The organism is Acidobacteriota bacterium (genome assembly GCA_029861955.1).
Classification (GTDB): domain Bacteria; phylum Acidobacteriota; class Polarisedimenticolia; order Polarisedimenticolales; family Polarisedimenticolaceae; genus JAOTYK01.
In genome coordinates, this window is the sequence record JAOTYK010000026.1 from 1 (window position 1) to 20,207 (window position 20,207).

21 protein-coding genes are annotated in these 20,207 nt (G+C 62.4%); 5 read left to right on the forward strand and 16 right to left on the reverse strand.

Annotated features, from left to right (window positions below; all coding sequences use genetic code 11):
- From OES25_12790 to OES25_12855, 14 genes are all read right to left on the reverse strand, one after another.
- Positions 1 to 442, reverse strand: a 442-nt coding sequence (locus OES25_12790; protein ID MDH3628514.1) for an NADH-quinone oxidoreductase subunit F, incomplete at its 3' end; no start/stop codon positions are given.
- A 13-nt stretch (positions 443 to 455) separates the two neighbouring features.
- Positions 456 to 920 (reverse strand): NAD(P)H-dependent oxidoreductase subunit E, encoded by a 465-nt coding sequence (locus OES25_12795; protein MDH3628515.1) that lies wholly within the window; start codon positions 918 to 920, stop codon positions 456 to 458.
- A 17-nt stretch (positions 921 to 937) separates the two neighbouring features.
- Positions 938 to 2,080, reverse strand: a complete 1,143-nt coding sequence (gene nuoD / locus OES25_12800; protein ID MDH3628516.1) for an NADH dehydrogenase (quinone) subunit D — start codon at positions 2,078 to 2,080, stop codon at positions 938 to 940.
- A 62-nt stretch (positions 2,081 to 2,142) separates the two neighbouring features.
- Positions 2,143 to 2,601, reverse strand: a complete 459-nt coding sequence (locus OES25_12805) for an NADH-quinone oxidoreductase subunit C (GenBank protein ID MDH3628517.1) — start codon at positions 2,599 to 2,601, stop codon at positions 2,143 to 2,145.
- 1 nt (position 2,602) lies between these two features.
- On the reverse strand, positions 2,603 to 2,971 hold the full coding sequence (locus OES25_12810; protein ID MDH3628518.1) for an NADH-quinone oxidoreductase subunit A: 369 nt from the start codon (positions 2,969 to 2,971) through the stop codon (positions 2,603 to 2,605).
- 227 nt (positions 2,972 to 3,198) lie between these two features.
- On the reverse strand, positions 3,199 to 4,392 hold the full coding sequence (locus tag OES25_12815; protein ID MDH3628519.1) for a tetratricopeptide repeat protein: 1,194 nt from the start codon (positions 4,390 to 4,392) through the stop codon (positions 3,199 to 3,201).
- 198 nt (positions 4,393 to 4,590) lie between these two features.
- Complete coding sequence (locus OES25_12820; GenBank protein MDH3628520.1) at positions 4,591 to 5,307, reverse strand: TonB family protein; 717 nt, start codon at positions 5,305 to 5,307, stop codon at positions 4,591 to 4,593.
- An 18-nt stretch (positions 5,308 to 5,325) separates the two neighbouring features.
- Positions 5,326 to 5,835: a biopolymer transporter ExbD gene (locus OES25_12825; GenBank protein MDH3628521.1), complete on the reverse strand. Its 510-nt coding sequence runs from the start codon at positions 5,833 to 5,835 to the stop codon at positions 5,326 to 5,328.
- Positions 5,832 to 6,299, reverse strand: coding sequence for a biopolymer transporter ExbD (locus tag OES25_12830; protein ID MDH3628522.1), 468 nt, complete (start codon positions 6,297 to 6,299; stop codon positions 5,832 to 5,834). Before OES25_12830 ends, OES25_12825 begins: the two co-directional genes overlap by 4 nt.
- A 5-nt stretch (positions 6,300 to 6,304) precedes the next feature.
- Positions 6,305 to 6,949, reverse strand: a complete 645-nt coding sequence (locus tag OES25_12835; GenBank protein ID MDH3628523.1) for a MotA/TolQ/ExbB proton channel family protein — start codon at positions 6,947 to 6,949, stop codon at positions 6,305 to 6,307.
- A 172-nt stretch (positions 6,950 to 7,121) separates the two neighbouring features.
- A complete protein-coding gene (locus tag OES25_12840) occupies positions 7,122 to 7,826 on the reverse strand; it encodes an ABC transporter ATP-binding protein (protein MDH3628524.1) in 705 nt (234 codons plus the stop codon).
- A gap of 19 nt (positions 7,827 to 7,845) precedes the next feature.
- On the reverse strand, positions 7,846 to 9,366 hold the full coding sequence (locus OES25_12845) for a TolC family protein (protein MDH3628525.1): 1,521 nt from the start codon (positions 9,364 to 9,366) through the stop codon (positions 7,846 to 7,848).
- A 74-nt stretch (positions 9,367 to 9,440) separates the two neighbouring features.
- Positions 9,441 to 10,421 (reverse strand): ATP-binding cassette domain-containing protein, encoded by a 981-nt coding sequence (locus OES25_12850; GenBank protein ID MDH3628526.1) that lies wholly within the window; start codon positions 10,419 to 10,421, stop codon positions 9,441 to 9,443.
- The gene (locus tag OES25_12855) at positions 10,418 to 11,395 is read right to left on the reverse strand and encodes an ABC transporter ATP-binding protein (protein ID MDH3628527.1); all 978 of its coding nucleotides are present in this window, start codon (positions 11,393 to 11,395) and stop codon (positions 10,418 to 10,420) included. Before OES25_12855 ends, OES25_12850 begins: the two co-directional genes overlap by 4 nt.
- A gap of 88 nt (positions 11,396 to 11,483) precedes the next feature.
- Here OES25_12855 and OES25_12860 point away from each other — a divergent pair, with 88 nt between their 5' ends.
- Positions 11,484 to 12,260, forward strand: a complete 777-nt coding sequence (locus OES25_12860) for an enoyl-ACP reductase (GenBank protein ID MDH3628528.1) — start codon at positions 11,484 to 11,486, stop codon at positions 12,258 to 12,260.
- Between the two features lie 9 nt (positions 12,261 to 12,269).
- Here the strand turns inward: OES25_12860 and tsaD are convergent, their stop codons facing one another.
- Together tsaD and mtnA are read right to left on the reverse strand one after the other, a co-directional pair.
- The gene (gene tsaD, locus OES25_12865; GenBank protein MDH3628529.1) at positions 12,270 to 13,295 is read right to left on the reverse strand and encodes a tRNA (adenosine(37)-N6)-threonylcarbamoyltransferase complex transferase subunit TsaD; all 1,026 of its coding nucleotides are present in this window, start codon (positions 13,293 to 13,295) and stop codon (positions 12,270 to 12,272) included.
- A gap of 2 nt (positions 13,296 to 13,297) precedes the next feature.
- On the reverse strand, positions 13,298 to 14,350 hold the full coding sequence (mtnA, locus tag OES25_12870) for an S-methyl-5-thioribose-1-phosphate isomerase (protein MDH3628530.1): 1,053 nt from the start codon (positions 14,348 to 14,350) through the stop codon (positions 13,298 to 13,300).
- 62 nt (positions 14,351 to 14,412) lie between these two features.
- Here mtnA and OES25_12875 point away from each other — a divergent pair, with 62 nt between their 5' ends.
- The 4 genes from OES25_12875 to OES25_12890 all read left to right on the forward strand — a co-directional run bounded on the left by OES25_12875 (position 14,413) and on the right by OES25_12890 (position 20,163).
- Positions 14,413 to 16,080 (forward strand): methylmalonyl-CoA mutase family protein, encoded by a 1,668-nt coding sequence (locus tag OES25_12875; protein ID MDH3628531.1) that lies wholly within the window; start codon positions 14,413 to 14,415, stop codon positions 16,078 to 16,080.
- 66 nt (positions 16,081 to 16,146) lie between these two features.
- Complete coding sequence (locus tag OES25_12880; GenBank protein MDH3628532.1) at positions 16,147 to 17,157, forward strand: Lpg1974 family pore-forming outer membrane protein; 1,011 nt, start codon at positions 16,147 to 16,149, stop codon at positions 17,155 to 17,157.
- Positions 17,158 to 17,450: 293 nt separating this feature from the next.
- Complete coding sequence (locus OES25_12885; protein ID MDH3628533.1) at positions 17,451 to 19,556, forward strand: hypothetical protein; 2,106 nt, start codon at positions 17,451 to 17,453, stop codon at positions 19,554 to 19,556.
- A gap of 4 nt (positions 19,557 to 19,560) precedes the next feature.
- Entirely contained in the window at positions 19,561 to 20,163 is a 603-nt protein-coding gene (locus tag OES25_12890; protein ID MDH3628534.1) for a cohesin domain-containing protein, read from the forward strand.
- Positions 20,164 to 20,207 lie beyond the last annotated feature (44 nt).

Here is a 20,207-nt window from a genome sequence, read left to right on the forward strand (position 1 = left end):
CGCAGTAGCCCTTGGCGTAGGCCTCTCGCACCGCCTTCTCCAGCGTGAGCGTGGCCTCGACGAATTCGCCGCGGATATAGATGTAGACCGCGTCGGCCTTCATCGAATACCCCGAAGTCATGCAGGCCTCGACAACGAGATGCGGATCCTTCTCCATCAACAGACGGTCCTTGAAGGTTCCCGGCTCGGATTCGTCGGCATTCATCAGCAGGTAGTGGGGCTGGGTCTTTTCCTTCGGCATGAAAGACCACTTCAGTCCCGTCGGGAAGCCCGCGCCGCCACGCCCCCGAAGACCGGACTTCTTGACCTCGTCGATCAACTGGTCCGGGGACATCTCCCTGAACATCTTGCGCAGCGCCTGATAGCCGCCACCGGACTCGTAGACGTCGATCGACGTCGAGTTTTCCTTGTGGATGTTTCGGGTGAGGATTTTTTCGGTCATGGTGTAGGCCCGCTCAGTCCAGTTTTTCGAGGAGTCGGTCGACCTGATCGAGGGTCAGGTCCTCGTGATAGTCGTCGTTGAGCTGAAACATCGGCGCCGTGCCGCACGAGCCGAGACACTCGACGCGGACCAGCGAGAACTTACCGTCTGCGGTAACTTCACCCTCCTGGATCCCGAGCTTGCCCTTCAGATGTTCGACCAGCTCATCGCTGCCCCGCAACATGCAGGAGAGCGTCGTGCACACCTGGATGTGGTGCCTGCCCGACGGCTTCTGCTTGTACATCGTGTAGAACGTGACGCAGCCGTGGACATGCGCGGGCGTCGTCCCGAGCCGCTCGGCGACCCACGCCTCGGAGTCGGAATCGATCCAGCCCTTGCTCTTCTGTACCTCCCAGAGGACCGGCAGCATGGCCGCCTTCTTCTCCGGGTAGCGTTTGACGATTCCGTCAACCTTACTTTCGAACTCGGCACCGAACATGGAACTCTCTCTACGATTCAGCGGTCAACCTCGCCCATGACGGGATCGAGGCTTGCGATGTTTGCGATGACATCCGCCACCAGGCCGCCTTCGACCAGATGGGGCAGGGTGGCAATGTTGTTGAAGCTGGGAGAACGGATCCGCAGTCGGTAGGGCGACGCCTCGCCGGTCGAGACGATGTAGAAGCCCAGTTCGCCCTTCGGCGCCTCGGTCGAGTGGTAGACCTCGCCGGCCGGGCAACCGACGCCTTCGGTGACCAGGATGAACTGATGGATCAGTTCCTCCATGCTGGTCAGCACGCGTTTCTTTTCCGGGAGGACGATCTTGGGGTCGTCGATGTTGATCGGGCCATCGGGCAGGTTCTTCAACGCCTGATCGAGGATCCGTACCGACTGTCGCATCTCCTCGATCCGCACCAGATAGCGATCGTAGATGTCGCCCTCGGTGCCGCAGGGGATGTCGAACTCGTAGTTCTCGTAGCCGGAGTAGGGGCGGCTCTTGCGAAGATCCTGCTCGAGGCCGGTCGCCCGCAAGGACGGCCCGGTCATGCCATAGTCGATGGCGTCTTCCGTGTTGATCGCGCCGACACCCTGGGTTCTCTGCAACCAGATCGTGTTGTTGGTCAATAGCGACTCGAAGGCGTCGACCCTGCCGGGGAAGGCGTCGACAAACTCTCGCATCCGACCGAGCCACGGATCCGTGACGTCGTGCATGAGCCCGCCGATCCGGGTGAAGGAGGTCGTCAGCCGTGCGCCGGTGAGATCCTCCACCAGATCGTAGTGCCACTCGCGGTCCTTGAAGGTGTGGAAGAAAACCGTCGCCGCGCCCAGATCCAACGCGTGCGTGCCGAGCCACAACAGGTGGGCGCCGATCCGCGCCAACTCGCAGCAGATCACACGGATCACCTGACAGCGTTCGGGGACCGTCACGCCGATCAACTCCTCAACGGCCAGCGCGAAGCCGACGTTGGACGCCAACGGCGCCAGGTAGTCCATCCGATCGGTATAGGGAATGAACTGCAGGTAGGTGCGATTCTCGGCGATCTTCTCCATACCGCGGTGGAGGTAGCCAAGGTGGGGAACACACTTGACGACCCGTTCACCCTCGAGCTGCAACACCAGCTGCAACACGCCATGGGTTGCCGGATGGGACGGCCCCATGTTGATGGTGACCACATCGGGGTTGTCGGCAGATCGCTGAATCGTGTTTTCCACAGGTGCGCCTAGCCCCTGAAGAGGGGCAGCTCCTTCCGCAACGGATATTCGGTGTAATCGTCGGGCATCAGGATCCGTCTCAGGTCCGGGTGACCGTCGAATCGAATCCCGAACATGTCGTAGGTCTCCCGCTCGTTCCAGTCGGCGGACTTCCACACGGAGGACAACGACGGCACCGGCCCTTCGTCACCGGTCCGAAGCTTGATGCGCAGATAGTCGTCGTGCTTGTGGCTGTAGAGGTGATAGATCATCTCCATCGGCGGCGTCTCATCGGGGAAGTGGGCGCCGGTGACATCGACGAGATAGCGATAGTCCATCTCGGGTTCGTCACGAAGCCACGCGGCAATCTCCAGGAGATTCTCGGCGTCTAAGGTGCACCAGTGTTGTCCCTGGTGTTCGCCGCCGTGCCGAACGCGGTCGCCGAATCGTTGGATCATGGCGTCAATCGCGCGCTTGCCGTCTGCCACGTCAGTCCCACTCCAGCGCGCCGCGCTGCCAGACATAGACAAACCCGACGACCAGGATGCCAAGAAACACGCCCATCTCGCCGAGAGCAAACATCTTGTTGTCTGCGAACGCACGGAACGTCGCCGCCCACGGCCAGAGGAACGCGGCCTCGATGTCGAACAGGATGAACAACATCGCCACGAGATAGAAGTGAATCGAGTAGCGGTGACCATCCATCCGTTCGTACGGCTTCATGCCGCACTCGTACGGTGTGAGATCGAGTCGTGTTCCCTTGACGCGACCCAGCAGGTGAGAAATGACGAGCATGCCACCGCCCATCGCAGCGGCGGTGACGACCATCATCAGTAGTGACAACCGTGTTTCAGCCATTCCAGAGGGCCCCACGCCGCTCCCGTTTTCGCCGGGTTTTTATCAAGGAGTCAGGGGTTGGAAATCTAACACAGCGGCTTTCCGGGTGTCAACGGACCCGCTGGATGGTTAACTCCTTTATTCTGAGAGCGTTACGTTGCGCGGGGCCGTCTCTCGACTCACGAAAAAGGGGAGGCCTGACGGCCTCCCCTTCCTGGATCGTGATTTGAGCGAATGAGCCGGCAGGATCAGTTCTGCTCCCGCTTCTTCTCCCACTCTTTTCGCTTCCGCTCAGCTTCCGCGAACTCTTCGTCGGCAATGCGCTTGGCTTCGGCGGCTTCCCGCTCCGCGGCGTCCATGCCCTTGTTCTCTTGCTCGATGGCGATGTTCTTCTTACAGGTGTCAATCAGGCTCTGAGTCCCCGACGACGGATGGATGGCCATCGCCTTCTCATAGGTCGTGATCGCCTCATCCAGCCGCTTCTGCTTCTGCAGCGCGAAACCCAGGGTCTCGTAGATCACGGGCAGACGGGGAGCACAGGTCGCGGCGTCTCGAAGGATGCTCTCGGCCTCCTTCCAGGACTTCTGGGCGGTGTAGACCTTGCCGAGGTTGACCATGGCGTAGCAATGGTCCTTCTTGCGGCTGAGAACCTCCTTGAAGGCATTCTCCGCGACCGCGTACTGCTTGTTCCCCAGCGCCGAGCGCCCGACCAGATTGTGGCTGTCGGCGTCGTCGGGCTTCAGGGCCTTGTAGCGCTTGGCGGCGTCCAGAGCCTTGCCGTAGGTCGAGATCTTGCCCGACTCGTCGCGGGTCTCTGCGGCGGTATCGATCAACGCATTGGTCAATCGCAGCATCAACGCGGGACTGCTGGGGTTGGCGGAGACCGCCGACTGGAGGACCGGCAACGCCTTGTCGATATGTCCCAGCTCGTAGTACGCCGAACCCAGACGATCGAGGACCGCCGGGCTGGACTTGATGGCCCTGGCCTTCTCGAGGTCGTCGATGGCCTCGGACCAGTGCTTCATGCCCGAATTGGAAAAACCACGGAGCTTGTAAAGAAGCAGTTGAAGGTTCGGTGCCGACGCGAGACTCTCCGCGCTCTTCAGCGCAGAGACGGTCTTGGCGTATTGCTTGCGATTGAAGTAGGCCGTGGCGAGTCCGTAGTGGTACTCGAACTTTTCACCGTTCAGCTCGATCGCCTTCTGGAAGTTGGACTCGGCGTCGGAGTTCTTCTTCAACTTGACGAAGGACTGGCCCAACATGTAGTAGCCGAAATCGTAGTTGGGAGAGTCGTCGACCAGCGCCTGAAACGCGGCAGCGGACTCACCGAACCGACCGGCCTTGTAATCGCTCATCGCCTGTTCCCAATCGGCAGAAACGAGGCCGACGGTCAACAGCATCGAAAGCGCGGTAAGGATCGCGAGTCGTGTTCGGATGTTCATGGTGAGGACTCCTTTCGGCACGGGGTTCCTGAACCCCAGTCTAATCTGCACGGATTCGGTCTGCACCCCTATCTCTAATGCAAGGACCGTACCCCGACGCAAAAAACCCCAACAAACGGCATATTTTCCGATTCTGGGCAGTTTTCTCGGATCGGATCCACCCTGAAATGTCCCCCGGAGAGGACAGGGTCCCCCGATCTAGTGGATCGTGAAGTCGACCTTGATCGTGAAGAACACCTCGACCGGCTTGCCATTCTGCTTCGCCGGCTCGTAACGCCACTGGCGAACGGCGTTGATGGCATTCTCCTCGAAGCCGACACCCGGCTGGGTGACTCGAAGCACCTCCACCTCACCGACGGTGCCATCCCTGAAGATGATCGCCTGCATGATGACGGTGCCTTCCATCCGCGCCGTCCGGGCGATCTCCGGATAGTCGGGTGTGACCTTGGACTCCTGGATCAGAATCGGGTTGGAAACATCTCCGACACCGGCCAGCAGTGGGCCTGACGGCGGCGGCGGTTCCGGCACGCCGATGAGGACATCCACATCCGGCGGGATCGGGTCGTCCAGAATCTCCGGCTCGGGCTCACGGATCGGTTCCGGCTCGTCCGGTGTCGGATCGGGAATCGGCACCTTGCGGGTCAGCTTCTTCTGGATGATCTCTTTCTTCTCGACCTTCGGCGGCGGGGGAACGTACTTCTTGACGATAATCCGCTTCTTCTGGGTCGGCTTGAGGGTCTTGCTCATCTCGGGGAACTGGATGAAGAAGACCGCCACATGAAGCAGGATGGCGCCGGCCAAACAGATGTAGAGAAGTTTGCCCTCGCCTTCGTGAGACATCGCACGGAAAAGGGCATCCTCGGCGGCGACCTTCTCGTCGATGGTCATTCCGTGGCGTTGGGTTTCGTCAGCCATCGGTCCTACCTCCCCTGCCTACTCACAGTGACTCTCGAAGGGGTTGAAGCCGAACAGCTCGATGTACTCGGCGACTTCCTTCTGGGTCGGGACAGAGATGTTCTTGACCTTCCAACCGAGCCAGGGATTCGGCACCGGGTCGTTGATGTCCTGCACCAGCTCGGGCGTTCCGAGGACATCGTAGACCGCCACCATGGCCGAGTAAGGCGCGTCGGAGTCGGTATAGAGGATGACCGGCTTCTGAGCGTCGCGGGTCAACTTGGGCTCGAGGTAGGGCAAGATGCCTTTCAGCTCCATGGGCTGACAGTCCACCGTCAGGCTGCCGTCGGCGGCGACCTTGATGAAGACCGCCTCTTCCGTGGACGTCTCTTGATTCTTGTCGTCCGAGGGGAGCTTGAAGTCCAACCCCTTGGTCGCCGAGAACACCGCCGTCACCATGAAGAAGATGATCAGCAGGAAGGCGATATCCGCCATCGACGAAGTGGGGATCTCCGACTCGGGCGGCTTGGAAACCAGTTTCTTCATCATTGGGGTATCTCTCCCCCGGAATCGTCCCCTCGCTGGGCGGTCAGCAGGAGGACGTTTTCGACGCCCCCCTCCCGCATCGCCTGCAGGAGCTCGTCCACCATCTCGAAACGAGTCTCACCATCGGCCTTGAGGATGAACTGCTTCGTCTCGTCTCGGGCGGTCAATCGGGACGCCTCGAGGTAGATCTGGCTGGGACCGGCGACGACCTGACTCATCTGCTCGCCGTCGGAAAACTTGTACAACCACTCGAAACTGCCGTCTTCTTCGACGGCCTTGTGCAGGACGACGATGGCTGCGCCCTTCTCGGCCTCTTCGCGGATCTTGGCCGACGGGAGGTTGACGCTTGTACGATCGACCTCGTGAACCGTCGTCACCATGAAGAAGATGATCAGCAGAAAGGCAATGTCCGCCATCGAACCCGTCGGGATGATGGCATCGGCTTTCTTTGAGGATCGAAGCTTCATCGGATCTAGGAGTCCCTACGTTCCAACTCGTCCAGGGTCTCGAACATGATGTTGGCCGCCGTCTCGATTTGACGGGTATAGGCCGAAACCTTGGATGTGAAGTAATTGTAGAACGGCTGCGTCACGAACGCGACAATCAGGCCGTAGGCGGTGGTTAGCAGCGCCTGGGAGATACCCTTGGCCACCTCGCCGGGGTTGTTGAGACCGGCCTTGGCGATGACCTCGAACGACAACACCATGCCGACAACCGTTCCGAGGAAGCCCAGCAGCGGCGCGATGTTGGCGATGGTCGCCAATACCGTGTGGAACTTCTCGAGATAGGCGATCTCGTGGATGGCGGCGTTCTCCATCGCCTTCTCCATCTGCACCCGGGGCATGCCGTACTTCAGCAGTCCCGACTTCACGATGGACGCGACGGGGCTGCGTTGTTCCTCGCAAGCCTGGATGGCGCCCTTGACGTTGCCCTTCAAGAGCGACGACCGCACCTGCGCGATGAAGTTGTTGACGTTGATCTTCACGCGCCGAAAGGCGATCAACTTATAAATGATCGTTGCCACCGACGCGAGCGACAGGATCGAGATCGCATGCATGACGTTGCCGCCATCGGTGTAGTACTTGAAAAGATCGCCTACGATGTTTCCTAGGAGCACTGCCTGCCCTCCGAGTGCCGCCCACCGACGGGATCACCGTCGTCGGGTCGTCCGTTAATTTTCGCCCCGTGCCGTGTATACCAACCTATCGCCGTGTTTGCAAACCCTTTCCAGTCATGGATTTACAGGCAAACAGGTCATTCGCGGCACGATGGATGTTATGCCAGCGTTTCTAGGGTGTCAAGGAAACGGCCGGCCGTGTGCGGTCTGAAACCAGCAAGCCGTCCTTCAGCCGCAAGACCCGTGCCGCTCGGTCTGCCAACGCCTCCTCATGAGTCACCAGGACGATGGTGTGCCCCGCCTCGTGGAGTTCGTCGAAGAGGGCCATGATGTCGGCGCCGGTCCTGGAGTCCAGATTTCCCGTCGGTTCGTCGGCCAACAGTAAAGAAGGCTTGTTGACCAGCGCCCTGGCGACGGCGACCCGTTGCCGCTGCCCCCCGGACAACTCGTTGGGGCGATGCCCGGTCCTATCGCCGAGGCCGACGTTCTGGAGGGCCTCGATCGCCCGTTCTCGACGCTCTTTCCTGGGGATTCCCGCGTAGACCAGCGGTAATTCGACGTTCTGGACGGCGTCGGTCCGGGCCAGGAGATTGAAAGTCTGAAAGATGAAGCCGATCTCGCGGTTGCGGATCGCCGCCAGCTGATCGTCGTCCAGCTCCGAGATCTCGCGGTCGTTAAGCCGGTAGGAGCCGCTCGTCGGCACATCGAGACAGCCCACGACGTTCATCAGGGTCGACTTGCCCGACCCCGAGGGCCCCATCACCGCGACGTAGTCGCCGCGCTCTATCTTGAGGCTAACCCCGTCGAGGGCATGCACTTCCTCATCGCCCATGCGATAGACCCGGCGGACATCGCGAAACTCGATGAGTGCATCCATTGCGTCGTCGGGACCGACGCTAGTTCAGCGACAGACCGCGGGCCTCCAGCATCGTGCCCTGCACCCGCTCGAGGGCTGCGAGCGCCTTCTGGTAGTCGACGGCGGCCCGAATCTGCGACAGTTCGGCGTCGGCCAGGTCGTTCTGGAACGTCAAGACCTCGAACGAGGTGCTCATGCCGTTCTCGAACTTCTTCTCCTCGGCCTCCAGTTTCTTCCGCTGCAACTCGACGTTGGCGGTGGACGCCTCGAATCGCCGGATCCCCGACGTGACCTCTCGCACGGCACGTCGGACCTCGACCCGGATGGTCTGTTCCTGATTGCTGACCGCAAGCTCGGATTTCTCTCGGTTGAGGGTCGAGGTGCGATAGGCGCTCCTGGCGCTGCGATTGCGGATCGGGATGTTGTAGGTGAAGCCCGCGCTCCAGGTGTAATTGTTGAAATCGGGGATCTCGCCGATCGAATCGCCCAGATCGCCGTTGACGGGCGGTGCCATGCCACCGGGGATCTCCAGGCTGTCGCCGGTGGGGGTCACCCGGGCGTTGAACGTGAGATCGCTCTTGGTCGCGTTGCGTGCGGACTTCTCGCTGAGGAGGTCCTTGTCCAGTGAGACTCGGGCGTTGATCATCTCCGGTCGTCGGGAGAGGGCGGTGGCCAGGACCGCTTCCACGTCCACATCGACCTTGGTCGTGTTCGGTCGGTCGGATGCCAGGAGCGGCTTATCCCACATGGCGTCGTCGGTGGGAACCGCCATCAGGCGACGTAGCTCGTCTTCGGCGTTGCCGAGATTGGTCTCGGCGATGATCGACTGCTCGACCTCCGACGCCACACCGGCCTCGGCCTGGGTGATCTCAATCGGTGCCAGCGTGCCGACCTCGACCTTCTTGCGGTTCAGTTCGAGAAGATCGTTTGCGCGACGGAGGGACTGCTGCGCCACCGTCTTCGCTCGACGGGCGGCGGCCACGTCCCAGTACGCGCCCTCGACCGTTTCGATGGTCTGCATCGCCTGGCGCAACAACTCCTGCTCGCTCATCTGCTGGTCCTTGCGGGACAGCACCAGTCGCTCGGTGGTCGCGGTCTTGCCGAGTCCACGCAACAACGGAACGTTGAAGCGGAGGTCGAGACCCGAGGTGTAGAACGGGTTGAAGAAGTTGAAGCCCGGCGCGTCGTCCTGGTTCGTGAAGAACGTCGCGGAGTAATCGGCACCGAACGGCAGCTCTTGCGCCAGCGAGGCATTCATCGACGTCGTCTCGCGAGACGAAGGCTGGGTCGGGTCGGTGGGCTGCTGTTCTGTCTCCTGCAACGACGCACTGATCGAGAGATTCGGATCGAAGAACGACTGCTGACCGACGACGCTCTGCTCCGCGATCTCGGGATCCTTACGAGATGAGACCAGATCGAGGTTGTTTTCCAGTGCCGTCTTGAGGCACTGCGAGAGGGTCAGGGTGACGCCCTCCTCGGTCTCGCCACTCTGGGCATGAAGGGACGTGATGGCCAATAGGGCGGCGACGGCCCACAGGAGTCCGGGCGTTCTTCGAATCACAACTATTCCTCCGGCGTCGTGCCTCCCGCATCGAGCGGGTACGCTTGTACTACGCAGGTAGTCTGGAGATGGTTTCACCCATCAGAGTCGGGAACCACGTGGCAGGCCACTCTATGACCCTCCGCGACTTCCAGCAACCCTGGGTCGTCGGTCCGACAGCGGTCGATGGCCAAAGGGCATCTGTCCAGAAACGAACACCCGACCGGCGGCGCCGTCACCGAGGGCGGTTCTCCGGTCACCGCCGCCCCAGCGGGGTCTCCCGGCCGTAGCGAGGGGGTCGACGCCAGCAGGGCGCGGGTATACGGGTGCCGAGGAGCCGCGAACAGCTGGCGGGTCGGGGCCATCTCGACGATTCGACCCAGATACATCACGGCCACACGGTCACAGATTCGCTGGACCAATCGAAGGTCGTGGGCGATGAACAGATAGGCAAGACCCAGGGCCTCCTGGAGATCCAGCATCAAATTGATGATCTGGGCCTGCACCGGTGGGTCGAGGGCCGAGACCGGTTCGTCGGCGACGATAAAGCGAGGTGAGCAGGCGATCGCCCGGGCGATGCCGATCCGCTGCCGCTGGCCACCGGAGAACTCGTGGGGGTAACGGACGGCGGCGGTGGGTTCCAGCCCGACCTGCTTGAGCAGTTCTGCCACCTTGCGGTCGCGCTCCCGCCGGTTGGCCACCAGGCCATGGACGGTCAGAGGTTCACCGATGGCGGTTCCGATTCGCATCCGAGGGTTCAGCGATCCGTAGGGGTCCTGGAAGACGATCTGGAACTGGCGCCGCATCTTGCGGAGCGACTCTCCCTCCATGGCGCCAAGGTCGACGCCGTCGAACCACAGTTCGCCCGCGTCCCTATCCAGAAGACGGATCAACATCCGACCCAGCGTCGACTTGCCGGAGCCCGACTCCCCGACCAGACCCACCGTCTCGCCGGGATGGATCTCGAGATCCACGCCTCGGACGGCACGCACATCCCGTGCGCTGGCACCCCACCAGTGGGTCCGCCGGGAGAAGCTGCGGGTCAGCCCGCTGGCGCGTACGAGGGGTTCCGTCACGACGACTCCGATTCGTGTAACCAGCAGCGCACGCCGTGACTCGACGCGACCTCACTCCAACCGGGAGCCTGCCGATCACACGGCTCCAACCGCTCGGCGCAGCGGGGGTGAAATCGACAGCCCGAAGGGGGGTGGATCGGATCCGGCACGCTGCCGTCGAGAGTCGTGAGACGACGACCGGGGTTCTCGTCTCCGTAGCCCGGCGTCGACCGGAGCAGGCCCCGGGTGTAGGGATGGGCCGGTGACGTGAAGAGGTCTTCAACCCCTGACTGCTCGACGATCCGTCCTGCGTACATCACGCCGACGCGATCTGCGTTCTCGGCCACGACACCGAGGTCATGAGTGATCAGCAGGATGGTCAGCGACAGTTCATCACGCAGACGACGCAGCAACTCGAGGATCTGGGCCTGAATCGTGACGTCCAATGCCGTCGTCGGTTCGTCGGCGATCAACAGAGCGGGGTTACACGAGAGCGCGATGGCCAGCATGACCCGCTGCTTCATCCCACCCGACAACTCATGGGGGTAGGCTCGAGCCTGCCGCTCAGGCTCGGGCAGCGCCACCCGTCGCAGCAACTCAACGGCCCGTGCGTGAGCCTCCTTGCGAGGCAGCTTCTCGTGGATGCGGATCGCCTCGGCGACCTGCGCCCCGATCCGCATGACGGGGTTCAGGGCCGCCGCCGACTCCTGAAAAACCATGCCGATGTGACGACCGCGGATCGAGCGGAGCTCGCGCGGTGTCATCTGCATCAGGTCCCGGCCCTGAAACAGGATCTCGCCACCGACGATCCGGCCGGGCTCGACCAGACGCAACATCGACAGCGCGGTCGCCGACTTACCACAGCCCGACTCCCCGACAAGTGCGTAGGTTTCGCCGGGCACCAGATCGAAAGAGACCGAATCGACCGCCGGCACGACGCCGTCCCGCGACACGTATTCGACCGACAGGTTGCGGACAGAGAGGATCGAGTCCATGGGTCTCCCGCCGAGCATTCTACCCCGAGGACGATGGGCGATTGACAGTCCGTGTAAGACAGGTATAGCGTCAGCGCCGGAGGACTTCATGCGTCAGATCGATCTCTCGAACAAGACAGCGCTGGTGTTGGGTGTGGCCAACCAGCGATCCCTGGCCTGGGCGATCGCGGATGCGCTGGGCGAGGCCGGCTGCAAGCTTGCCTTTACCTACCAGGGTGAGCGCCTACAAAAAAACGTGCTGGGGCTCGCGGAGAAATACCCCAACGCCCCGGTCATGGCGTGCGACGTCACCAGCGACGAGCAAGTTGAAGGCGTCTTCACGCGAGTCGAGAAGGAGTTCGGCAAACTCAGTATCCTCGTTCACTCGGTCGCGTTCGCGCGGCGGGAGGAACTCGAAGGCGCCTTCCGCACCACGTCGCTCCAGGGTTGGCGTGTCGCGCTGGAGATCAGCGCCTACTCCTTCGTCAACCTCACCAATCGGGCGTTCCCGCTGATGCAGGAAGACGGCGGATCGGTGCTGGCACTGAGCTATCTCGCAAGCCAACGAGTGGTTCCCAATTACAACGTGATGGGAAGTGCGAAGGCCGCGCTCGAACACTCGGTCCGACAGCTTGCTTACGAACTGGGACCCAAGAACATCCGCGTCAACGCGATCTCCTCAGGACCGGTCGCGACGCTATCGGCGCGCGGGATCTCCGGGTTCTCGTCGATGGCGAAGCAGCATCGGGAGAAGGCCCCTCTCGGACGCAACATCGAGCCGAGAGAGGTCGGTGACGCCGGCCTGTTCCTGTGCAGCGATATGGGATCGGGAATCACCGGCGAGATCATGTATGTCGACGGCGGCTACAACATCATGGCGATCTAGGCCGAATCGCTACAGCTTCATCGACGGGTCCGCATTAATCGACAACGGGGCGAACTCGCCACGTTCGTAATGCAGGAACGCCGCGGCGCCGATCATCGCCGCATTGTCGGTGGTGTACTGCGGCGCCGGAAAGACGACCTGCAGCCCTTCACGAGCGGCCGCGCCGGCGAACGACTCACGCAGCTTCTTGTTACACGAGACGCCACCGCTGACGGCGACGGTGTCGACGCCTTCTCGTTTGCAGGCCTTGACCGTGCGACGCACGAGTACGCGAATCGCGGCACGCTGGAATGACGCGGCGATGTCCCTCACGTCATCGGAGACCTCCCCGCCCGTGGCGGACTCTTGGTCCAGGCCCAGGCGCTGGGCCTCTCTGCGGACGGCCGTCTTCAGTCCGCTGTAGGAGAAGTCGAGGGAACCGTCCTTCATCTGTGCATGGGGGAAGTCGTGACGCGAACTGTTGCCGTCCCTCGCGATCCGCTCGATGACCGGCCCGCCGGGATAGCCCAGACCCAGGAGCTTGGAGACCTTGTCGAACGCCTCACCCACGGCATCGTCCCGCGTACGAGCCAGCAGACGATAGTCTCCCTCTCCCGGACAGAGATAGAGCGCGGTGTGGCCACCGGAGACGATCAACGACAGATTCGGAAACGGCGTCGCGGGGTGGTCGATGAAAACCGATCGGACGTGCCCCTCCAGATGGTTGACCGCGATGAGGGGAAGCTGACGCTGCCATGCGATGGCCTTGGCCGTCATCACGCCGACAAGCAGCGAGCCGATCAACCCGGGCCCCTGGGTCACGGCGATCGCGTCGATCTCTTCGAGGCGGGTATCGGCCTGCAGAAGTGCCTGCCGAAGAACGAAGTCGATGGCCTCGATGTGGTGACGTGCAGCCAGTTCCGGCACGACACCGCCGTACTCCCGGTGGATATCGATCTGGGACGCGATCACGTTCGAGAGGACCTCGTCACGATCACGGACCACCGCCGCCGCCGTCTCGTCGCAGGATGATTCGATCGCGAGGATGGTTGTCATCGTCAGCGATCCGGGTCGATGAGGGCTCGTAACGACTCGGTATACGGCGGGCGCGCGATGCCTCGCTCTGTGACGATCGCCGTGACGAGTCGCGCCGGAGTCACGTCGAAGGCAAGGTTGCGCACACCAACGCCCTCGGGCGCGATGCGCGTCCCGAACAAGTGCGTAACCTCCGCCGGGTCTCGTTCCTCGATCGGAATCCGGTCCCCATGCGGACAGTCGTAATCGATCGTGGAGATCGGTGCCGCGACGTAGAACGGGATGTCGTGTTCCTTCGCCAGGACGGCGACGGTGTACGTCCCGATCTTGTTGGCAACATCACCGTTGGCGGCGATCCGATCGGACCCGACGACGACGAGATCGACTTCGCCGCGTTGCATCAGGCTGCCCGCAGAGTTATCCGTGATGAGCGTCGTCTCGATGTTGTCCTTCATCAGCTCCCAGGCGGTCAGTCGGGCACCTTGCAGGAACGGGCGGGTCTCATCCGCAAGAACGTGAACCCGTTTGCCGGCTCCGACCGCACCGCGGACCACACCGAGCGCCGTTCCGTAACCGGCCGTCGCAAGTCCACCGGCGTTGCAGTGCGTGAGGATCGTCGCCACACCGGGAACGAGCGTCGCGCCGTGTCGACCGATCTCCTGACAGGATTGAAGATCCTCGGCGTGGATCGCATCCGCCTCCGCGGTCAGCGTCTCGATGACGGCGGCTGGCTCCAGATCCCGTCGTAACGCGTCGTCCAGCGTTGCCCGCATCCGCTCGACCGCCCAGCGAAGGTTGACGGCCGTCGGCCGCGCCTCCGCCATCCGATCGCAGGCGTCGTAGAAACCGGTCTTGAACGAAGCGGGATCCTGACCTTTCAACGATTCTGCGGCGAGGGTCAAACCAAACGCCGCCGAGATACCGATGGCAGGGGCGCCCCGCACGACCATGTCGCGGATGGCGTCGATCACGGCTTGCGGCGACTTGAGTTCCAGCCAGGTTTCGACCAACGGAAGTTTGCGTTGATCGATCATGCGGACGCTATTTTTTGTCCGCTCGACCGGTGTCCAGATCATCGAGTCATTCTAGCAGCCTGTGCTATCGTCCCTTGATTCAACGTCAAATAGGTGAAACACGGATGCCCAACGACGACAAGTCGCGCCGGGCGGAGTGGGAAGCGGCCGTCCGCAAGACGTTGGAGCGGCGGCCCGAACGGCGCGACAGATTCGAGACGAGCTCTGGCGTCGACGTCCAGCGGCTCTATACAGCCGACGACCCGCCGCAGGACGCGGAACGGCGTGCGGCCGACCTTGGCTATCCCGGCGGGTTTCCCTTCACCCGTGGCGTCCAGCCGACGATGTATCGCGGTCGGTTCTGGACCATGCGCCAGTACTCGGGCTTCGGCACGGCCGAAGAGACCAACCGCCGGTTCCGCTATCTCCTCGAGCAGGGTCAGACCGGGCTCTCCGCGGCGTTCGATCTGCCGACACAACTTGGCTATGACTCGGACAGCCCGATGGCCGTGGGAGAAGTGGGCAAGGTCGGCGTAGCGATCTCCTCGTTGGCCGATATGGAGCAGCTCCTCGACGGTATTCCGCTCGAGCGCGTCTCCACGTCGATGACGATCAACTCCACCGCGGCGACCCTGCTGGCGTTGTACGTCGCGGTCGCTCGAAAGCAGGGCGTCGCGATCGATCGACTTTCCGGTACGGTCCAGAACGATCTCCTGAAGGAATACATCGCCCGCGGGACCTACATCTATCCACCGAAGGCGTCGCTGCGGATCACGAGCGACATGCTCGCCTGGTGTCATGCAGAGGTTCCGCGCTGGAACACGATCTCCATCTCCGGCTACCACATGCGCGAGGCCGGTTCGACGGCAGCGCAGGAGATCGCTTTCACGCTTGCCAACGCGATCGCCTACTGCGATGCGGCGTTGGAACGGGGGATGAAGTTTGAGGAGTTTGGCGGGCGGCTGTCCTTCTTCTTTAATGGTCACTCGAACTTCTTCGAGGAGATCTGCAAGTTCCGGGCGGCGCGACGACTCTGGTCGACCCTCTGTCGCGAGCGTTTCGGCGTCCAGCGGGACGATCTCTGTCGTCTTCGATTTCACACGCAGACTGCGGGGTCGACACTCACCGCGCAACAACCGGACGTCAACGTCGTACGAACCGCGACTCAGGCACTCTCCGCGGTGCTCGGCGGCACCCAGTCGCTACACACCAATTCGATGGACGAGGCGCTGGGGCTTCCCACGGAACACGCCGCGCTCCTCGCCCTGCGAACCCAGCAGGTGATCGCCTACGAGACCGGTGTCTGCGACACGATCGATCCCCTTGCGGGCTCGTACTTCGTCGAGTCGTTGACCGACCAGCTCGAAGATCAGGCCCGTGAGTACATCGCGAAGATCGACGAGTTCGGGGGAGCCGTCGCCGCGATCGAACGCGGGTACCAGCAACGAGAGATCCACGAAGCGGCCTTTCGCTGGCAGAAACAGGTCGAATCGGAAGACGCCGTCGTCGTGGGAGTGAACCGCTTCCGGACCGATGACGACCTTCGGCCGCCGGTCCTGCGGATCGACCCCGCCCTGGAAAAGGATCGAATCCAGCGGCTCGCGGCCCTGCGAAGCCAACGGGATGATGAGGCGGTTCGGACGGCGCTTGCGGAAGTGGTGCGCTGTGCGGGCGGGACGGATAACCTGATGCCGGCGATTCTGTCGGCGGTCGAGGCGTACGCGACGCTCGGCGAGGTCGCCGACGCCCTGCGTCGCGAGTTCGGGACATTCCGCGAGAGCTTCCGCTTCTAGGGCGCAGCCCGGCGGATCGTACGTATACTCCAGCAGCATCCCCGGCGGGCCGGGGGGAGGATTCCGATGAGATCTAGGTTGGTTCAATACGGTCTCGGCATCGTAATCGGCTCGCTCTTTCTGGCGGCCGGACCCGTCGAGGCAGGCAAGTACAGTTATCGAGGCTATTCCGCCTACGGAGGTGGCGCCGAGTCCGGATTCTACGTCCGGGCCGAGGGCGGCCTCTTCAATCCGCGGAACACCGATCAGGTGCTCGGATCGGTGGTCGACTCCGGCGTGCACAGTCAGGTCATTCCCATCTGGGATGACGAGTTCGCCGGCGGTGCCGCATTCGGCTACCGGTTCGACAACGGGAGCCGCATCGAGGCGTCGGTCTGGGGCTACGAGACCGACACCGGCGCCACCGGTCTCGGCAGTGGCGGCGACATGCTCCATTTCACCATCGCGCCTCCTGCGACCAGCGGCGGAACGCCGATCTCGTCGGGAAACCCCGGGTTTTACGCCGTCAACACGCAGATCGAGGGAACCCTTGCCGACCTGACCTGGGCCAAGGGCAACGAGGTTGGCGAGCGGCTGACGATGGAGTGGTCGCTTGGCCTGCGCTACGCCAATTTCGAGGAGAGCTACCTGGGCGTCTACGGAGACACCTCCGCCAGCAATCTGTTCGATGTTGGAAAGACGATGCAGGGTGAGGGAGTCGGCGTCCGTGCAGGCGTCGGCGGTCGCTACGATCTGACCGGATCGGTGGCGGTGACCGGCAGTCTGGGGGTCAGCTTTCTGGACGGCGAGATCACCGCCAACTCCGCGACCGCCCCCCGGGGACAGGCCGGGGTTCTGGGTGCCGCCGCCGTGGCGTTCGACGACAGCCGCTCCGGCGAGATCCGCGATTTCGATGTCAATCTGGTCTGGTCGACTCTCGGCAGCCAGCTCGAGCTTTCACTGGGTTGGGAGCAATCCCGCTGGGACGGCCTGACGGCGGACCTTCTCCGAAACCCGACGGGTCTTTCGACGACGCTTCGCGAGCGTGACTCGGTGACCTTTTCGGGGTATAAATTCGGCGTGTTCTTCAGATTCTAGCGATCGAAGAACCAGGAGGAGGGGGGGGCCGATCTTGGATTAGATCGGCCCTACTTACGTCTGGACCCTTTGAAAACACCGCTTTCTGCGGATCGATCTCCCGCAAACGGCGACGGGCCTCAGGTTGACAGCCGGTGAGATGCTTTGTATACCCTTTGAGTCTGGCACCGTGCACAGGCAAGACGAGCGCAACCCCAGTCGCAACTATCTGGAAAACAACGACTTAGGGGAATCACCGGCACTACGGGTGTCGCCGGTTGTGTTCGTGTACAGGCTCACGGGGAGGATACGTTTTGAAAACCCTTGCACGATATTTGCTGCCTGCCCTGGCGCTTGCGGCCCTGGCGTCGCTGCCGACGACGGCGGCGACGCTCTACGTCGCGACGACGGGCGACGACATGACGGCCGACGGCACGCTCGGCCTGCCCTACCTGACGATTCAGGCCGCCTACGACGATGCCCTCGACAACGACACCATCCGCGTCATGCCCGGCACCTACATCGAGTGCATCTTCGCCTCGGTCATCACCCAGCGTTCCATCAACCTGGAAGCTGAGGACTGGTTCGTCAACCAGGACAACACGACGACCATCATCGATGGGACGGCTCAGTGCTTCTTTCCGTTCTCGGTGGTCAACATCGGCGGGTTCAACTCTCGCGTTGAGGGCTTCACGATCACGGGCGGCGGTGCCGGCGGCATCTTTACAATCGGTACCGTCACGATCACCAACAACATGATCACCGGTAACACTTCCACAGCCGGCGCTGGCATCTACGCCAACCCGGCGACTTGTTACTACGGGGATACGCTGACACAGATCATCGATAACACCGTCGTCAACAACTCGGTCGCCGTCCAGGCCGGTGAGGAGTTAAGCGGTCGTGGTGGCGGCATCTTCGTACGGGCTCAATCCGAACCGTTCATCAGCGGCTCGCTGGGTTGTGTTGGTGGTGCGCCAACCGTCATCATCGACAACAACACTGTGACGGATAACACCGCCACTCTGGACGGCGGCGGCATCTACGCGTTCACCAACACGACGACGGATCTGGCCACGGCCGTCACCGTCACCGGAAACTTGATCAGCGGCAACACCGCCGGACTCGGTGCCACCGACGGTGCCGGAGGTGGCATCTTTGTCACGACCTTCGGTTACTACGGCGAGAACTTTACGGTCTCCAACAACAACGTTGCCGGCAACTTCGGGACGGAAGGCGCGGGAATCTCGGCGCGGATCGACTCGCTGGATTCGGCGGATCACAACGTGGCCGTCAATGACAACAACATCACCGGCAACAGTGCCGAGGCAGATGGTGGCGGTCTCGACCTGTTCCTCTACGCCCAGGATCTGATGGCGGTGGCCAACGTCGACATCGAGGCGATAGGCAACACCGTCAGCGGCAACGACGCGGCCGGTTCCAACGCCGGTGGCGGCGGGGTCCTGGCAACGTTCCAGTCGATCCGCTCCAACGCGCCATCCATGCGACTTGCGATCGGCGACAACCGCATCATCGGCAACACGGCGAACGTGATCGGTGGCGGTGCCAGCCTGTTCGCCTCGGCGGAGGCGGATGACGAGAGTCTCCCGGTGGCCGACGGCATCGTTCGACCGGCAACCGCAACCATCGACTTCATCGGCAACCTTGTGGCCGGCAACACGGCCACGCAGCCGGGGTTCGTCGGTGCCGGTGGCGGTCTGTTCAATTTCTTCGTGGCCTTCGGTGAAGCGACCGCGACGATCCGCCAGGATTTCAACACGATCTCCGACAACGTGGCGGACACCGTCACATCGGGCGGGGTCGAAATCGAACTTCTGACCGGCTTCGACAACGCGGGTGGACCCGAGGAGGGTCTGGCGGTTCTGGAGATGAACAACAACATCATCGATGGAAACACCGGCTTCGGCGTGGGTGGCCCGGCGCCCGGTGGAGCGATGGGCAGTACCGCCAACATCGACAATTCCGGTTTCACGTACAACAACGTATTCGGGAGTGGGAACGCCAACTACGAGGGTTGGTTCAACGACCGCACGAACCTGCAGGGCAATATCTCCCTGGATTCGTTGCTGGATCCCATCACCCAGGTGCCGATGGCCTGCTCGCCGACGATCGACGCAGCGGATCCGGCGATCGGTGTGGGTTCGGAACCCGCGCCCAATGGCGCGCTCGCCAACCTGGGTCATACCGGAACGACGGCGAACGCGGCCACTTCGCTTGCAGACCCGAACGGCGACAACATTGTCGACGGTATTGACGTATTGCAGGTCTCGGTCTCGTTCGGTTCAAGTCTTGGTGGCGTTCGGTTCATCCCGACGGCCGATCAAGACGGAAACGACACGATTGACGGCACCGACCTGGCCTTTGTCGCCGCGCAATTCGGCGACACCTGCCCCAACTGAGGTGATGATGCGTTTTAGAAAGAATGGTTTTGGCGCCTTGATTGTGTTGGGGATCTTACTGACCCTTACGACCGCCTGCGGCGGCGGCGGCGGTGGTGGCGGTGCCGTTATCCCGCCTGGACTGGTCGCCGCGTTCGCCGGTGGTAACCCCACACCCGGAGCCATGACGATCAACATGACATCGGGTCCTTCCAACGGTTCGACTTTTTCGATCCTCGTCAACGTGACCGGGATTCCCGACTTCTTCGGGGCGGCATTTCGTGTGACGTTTAATGGGGCGACGGCCTCACTGGCGGGGTCTAGCGCAGCCGGGTCATTCATCGACGTCGGCGGCGCGACCGTCAACTTCAATGCGGTCGAATCGACTCCGGGCACCGTGCTCGTCAACGCGACCCGTCAGGGAATGGTGGCGGGCGTCTCGCCTGCGGCGACGGATCTGCTGATCACTCTGACGTTTAACGCTGACGCGGCGACTGGCGGAAACGTGTTTACCTTCGGCACCGCTGCCGATCGAGAAGTAAGAACTTGTGCGACGGCCAACGGCGTGTGTCCTGCGCTCAACGACAACATGCTGACCTGGTCTGGTGGGACGATGGTGGCCAACTAACTTCCGCGCCAGTCTCAGACAGCGAAGCCCGCCGCACATCGCGG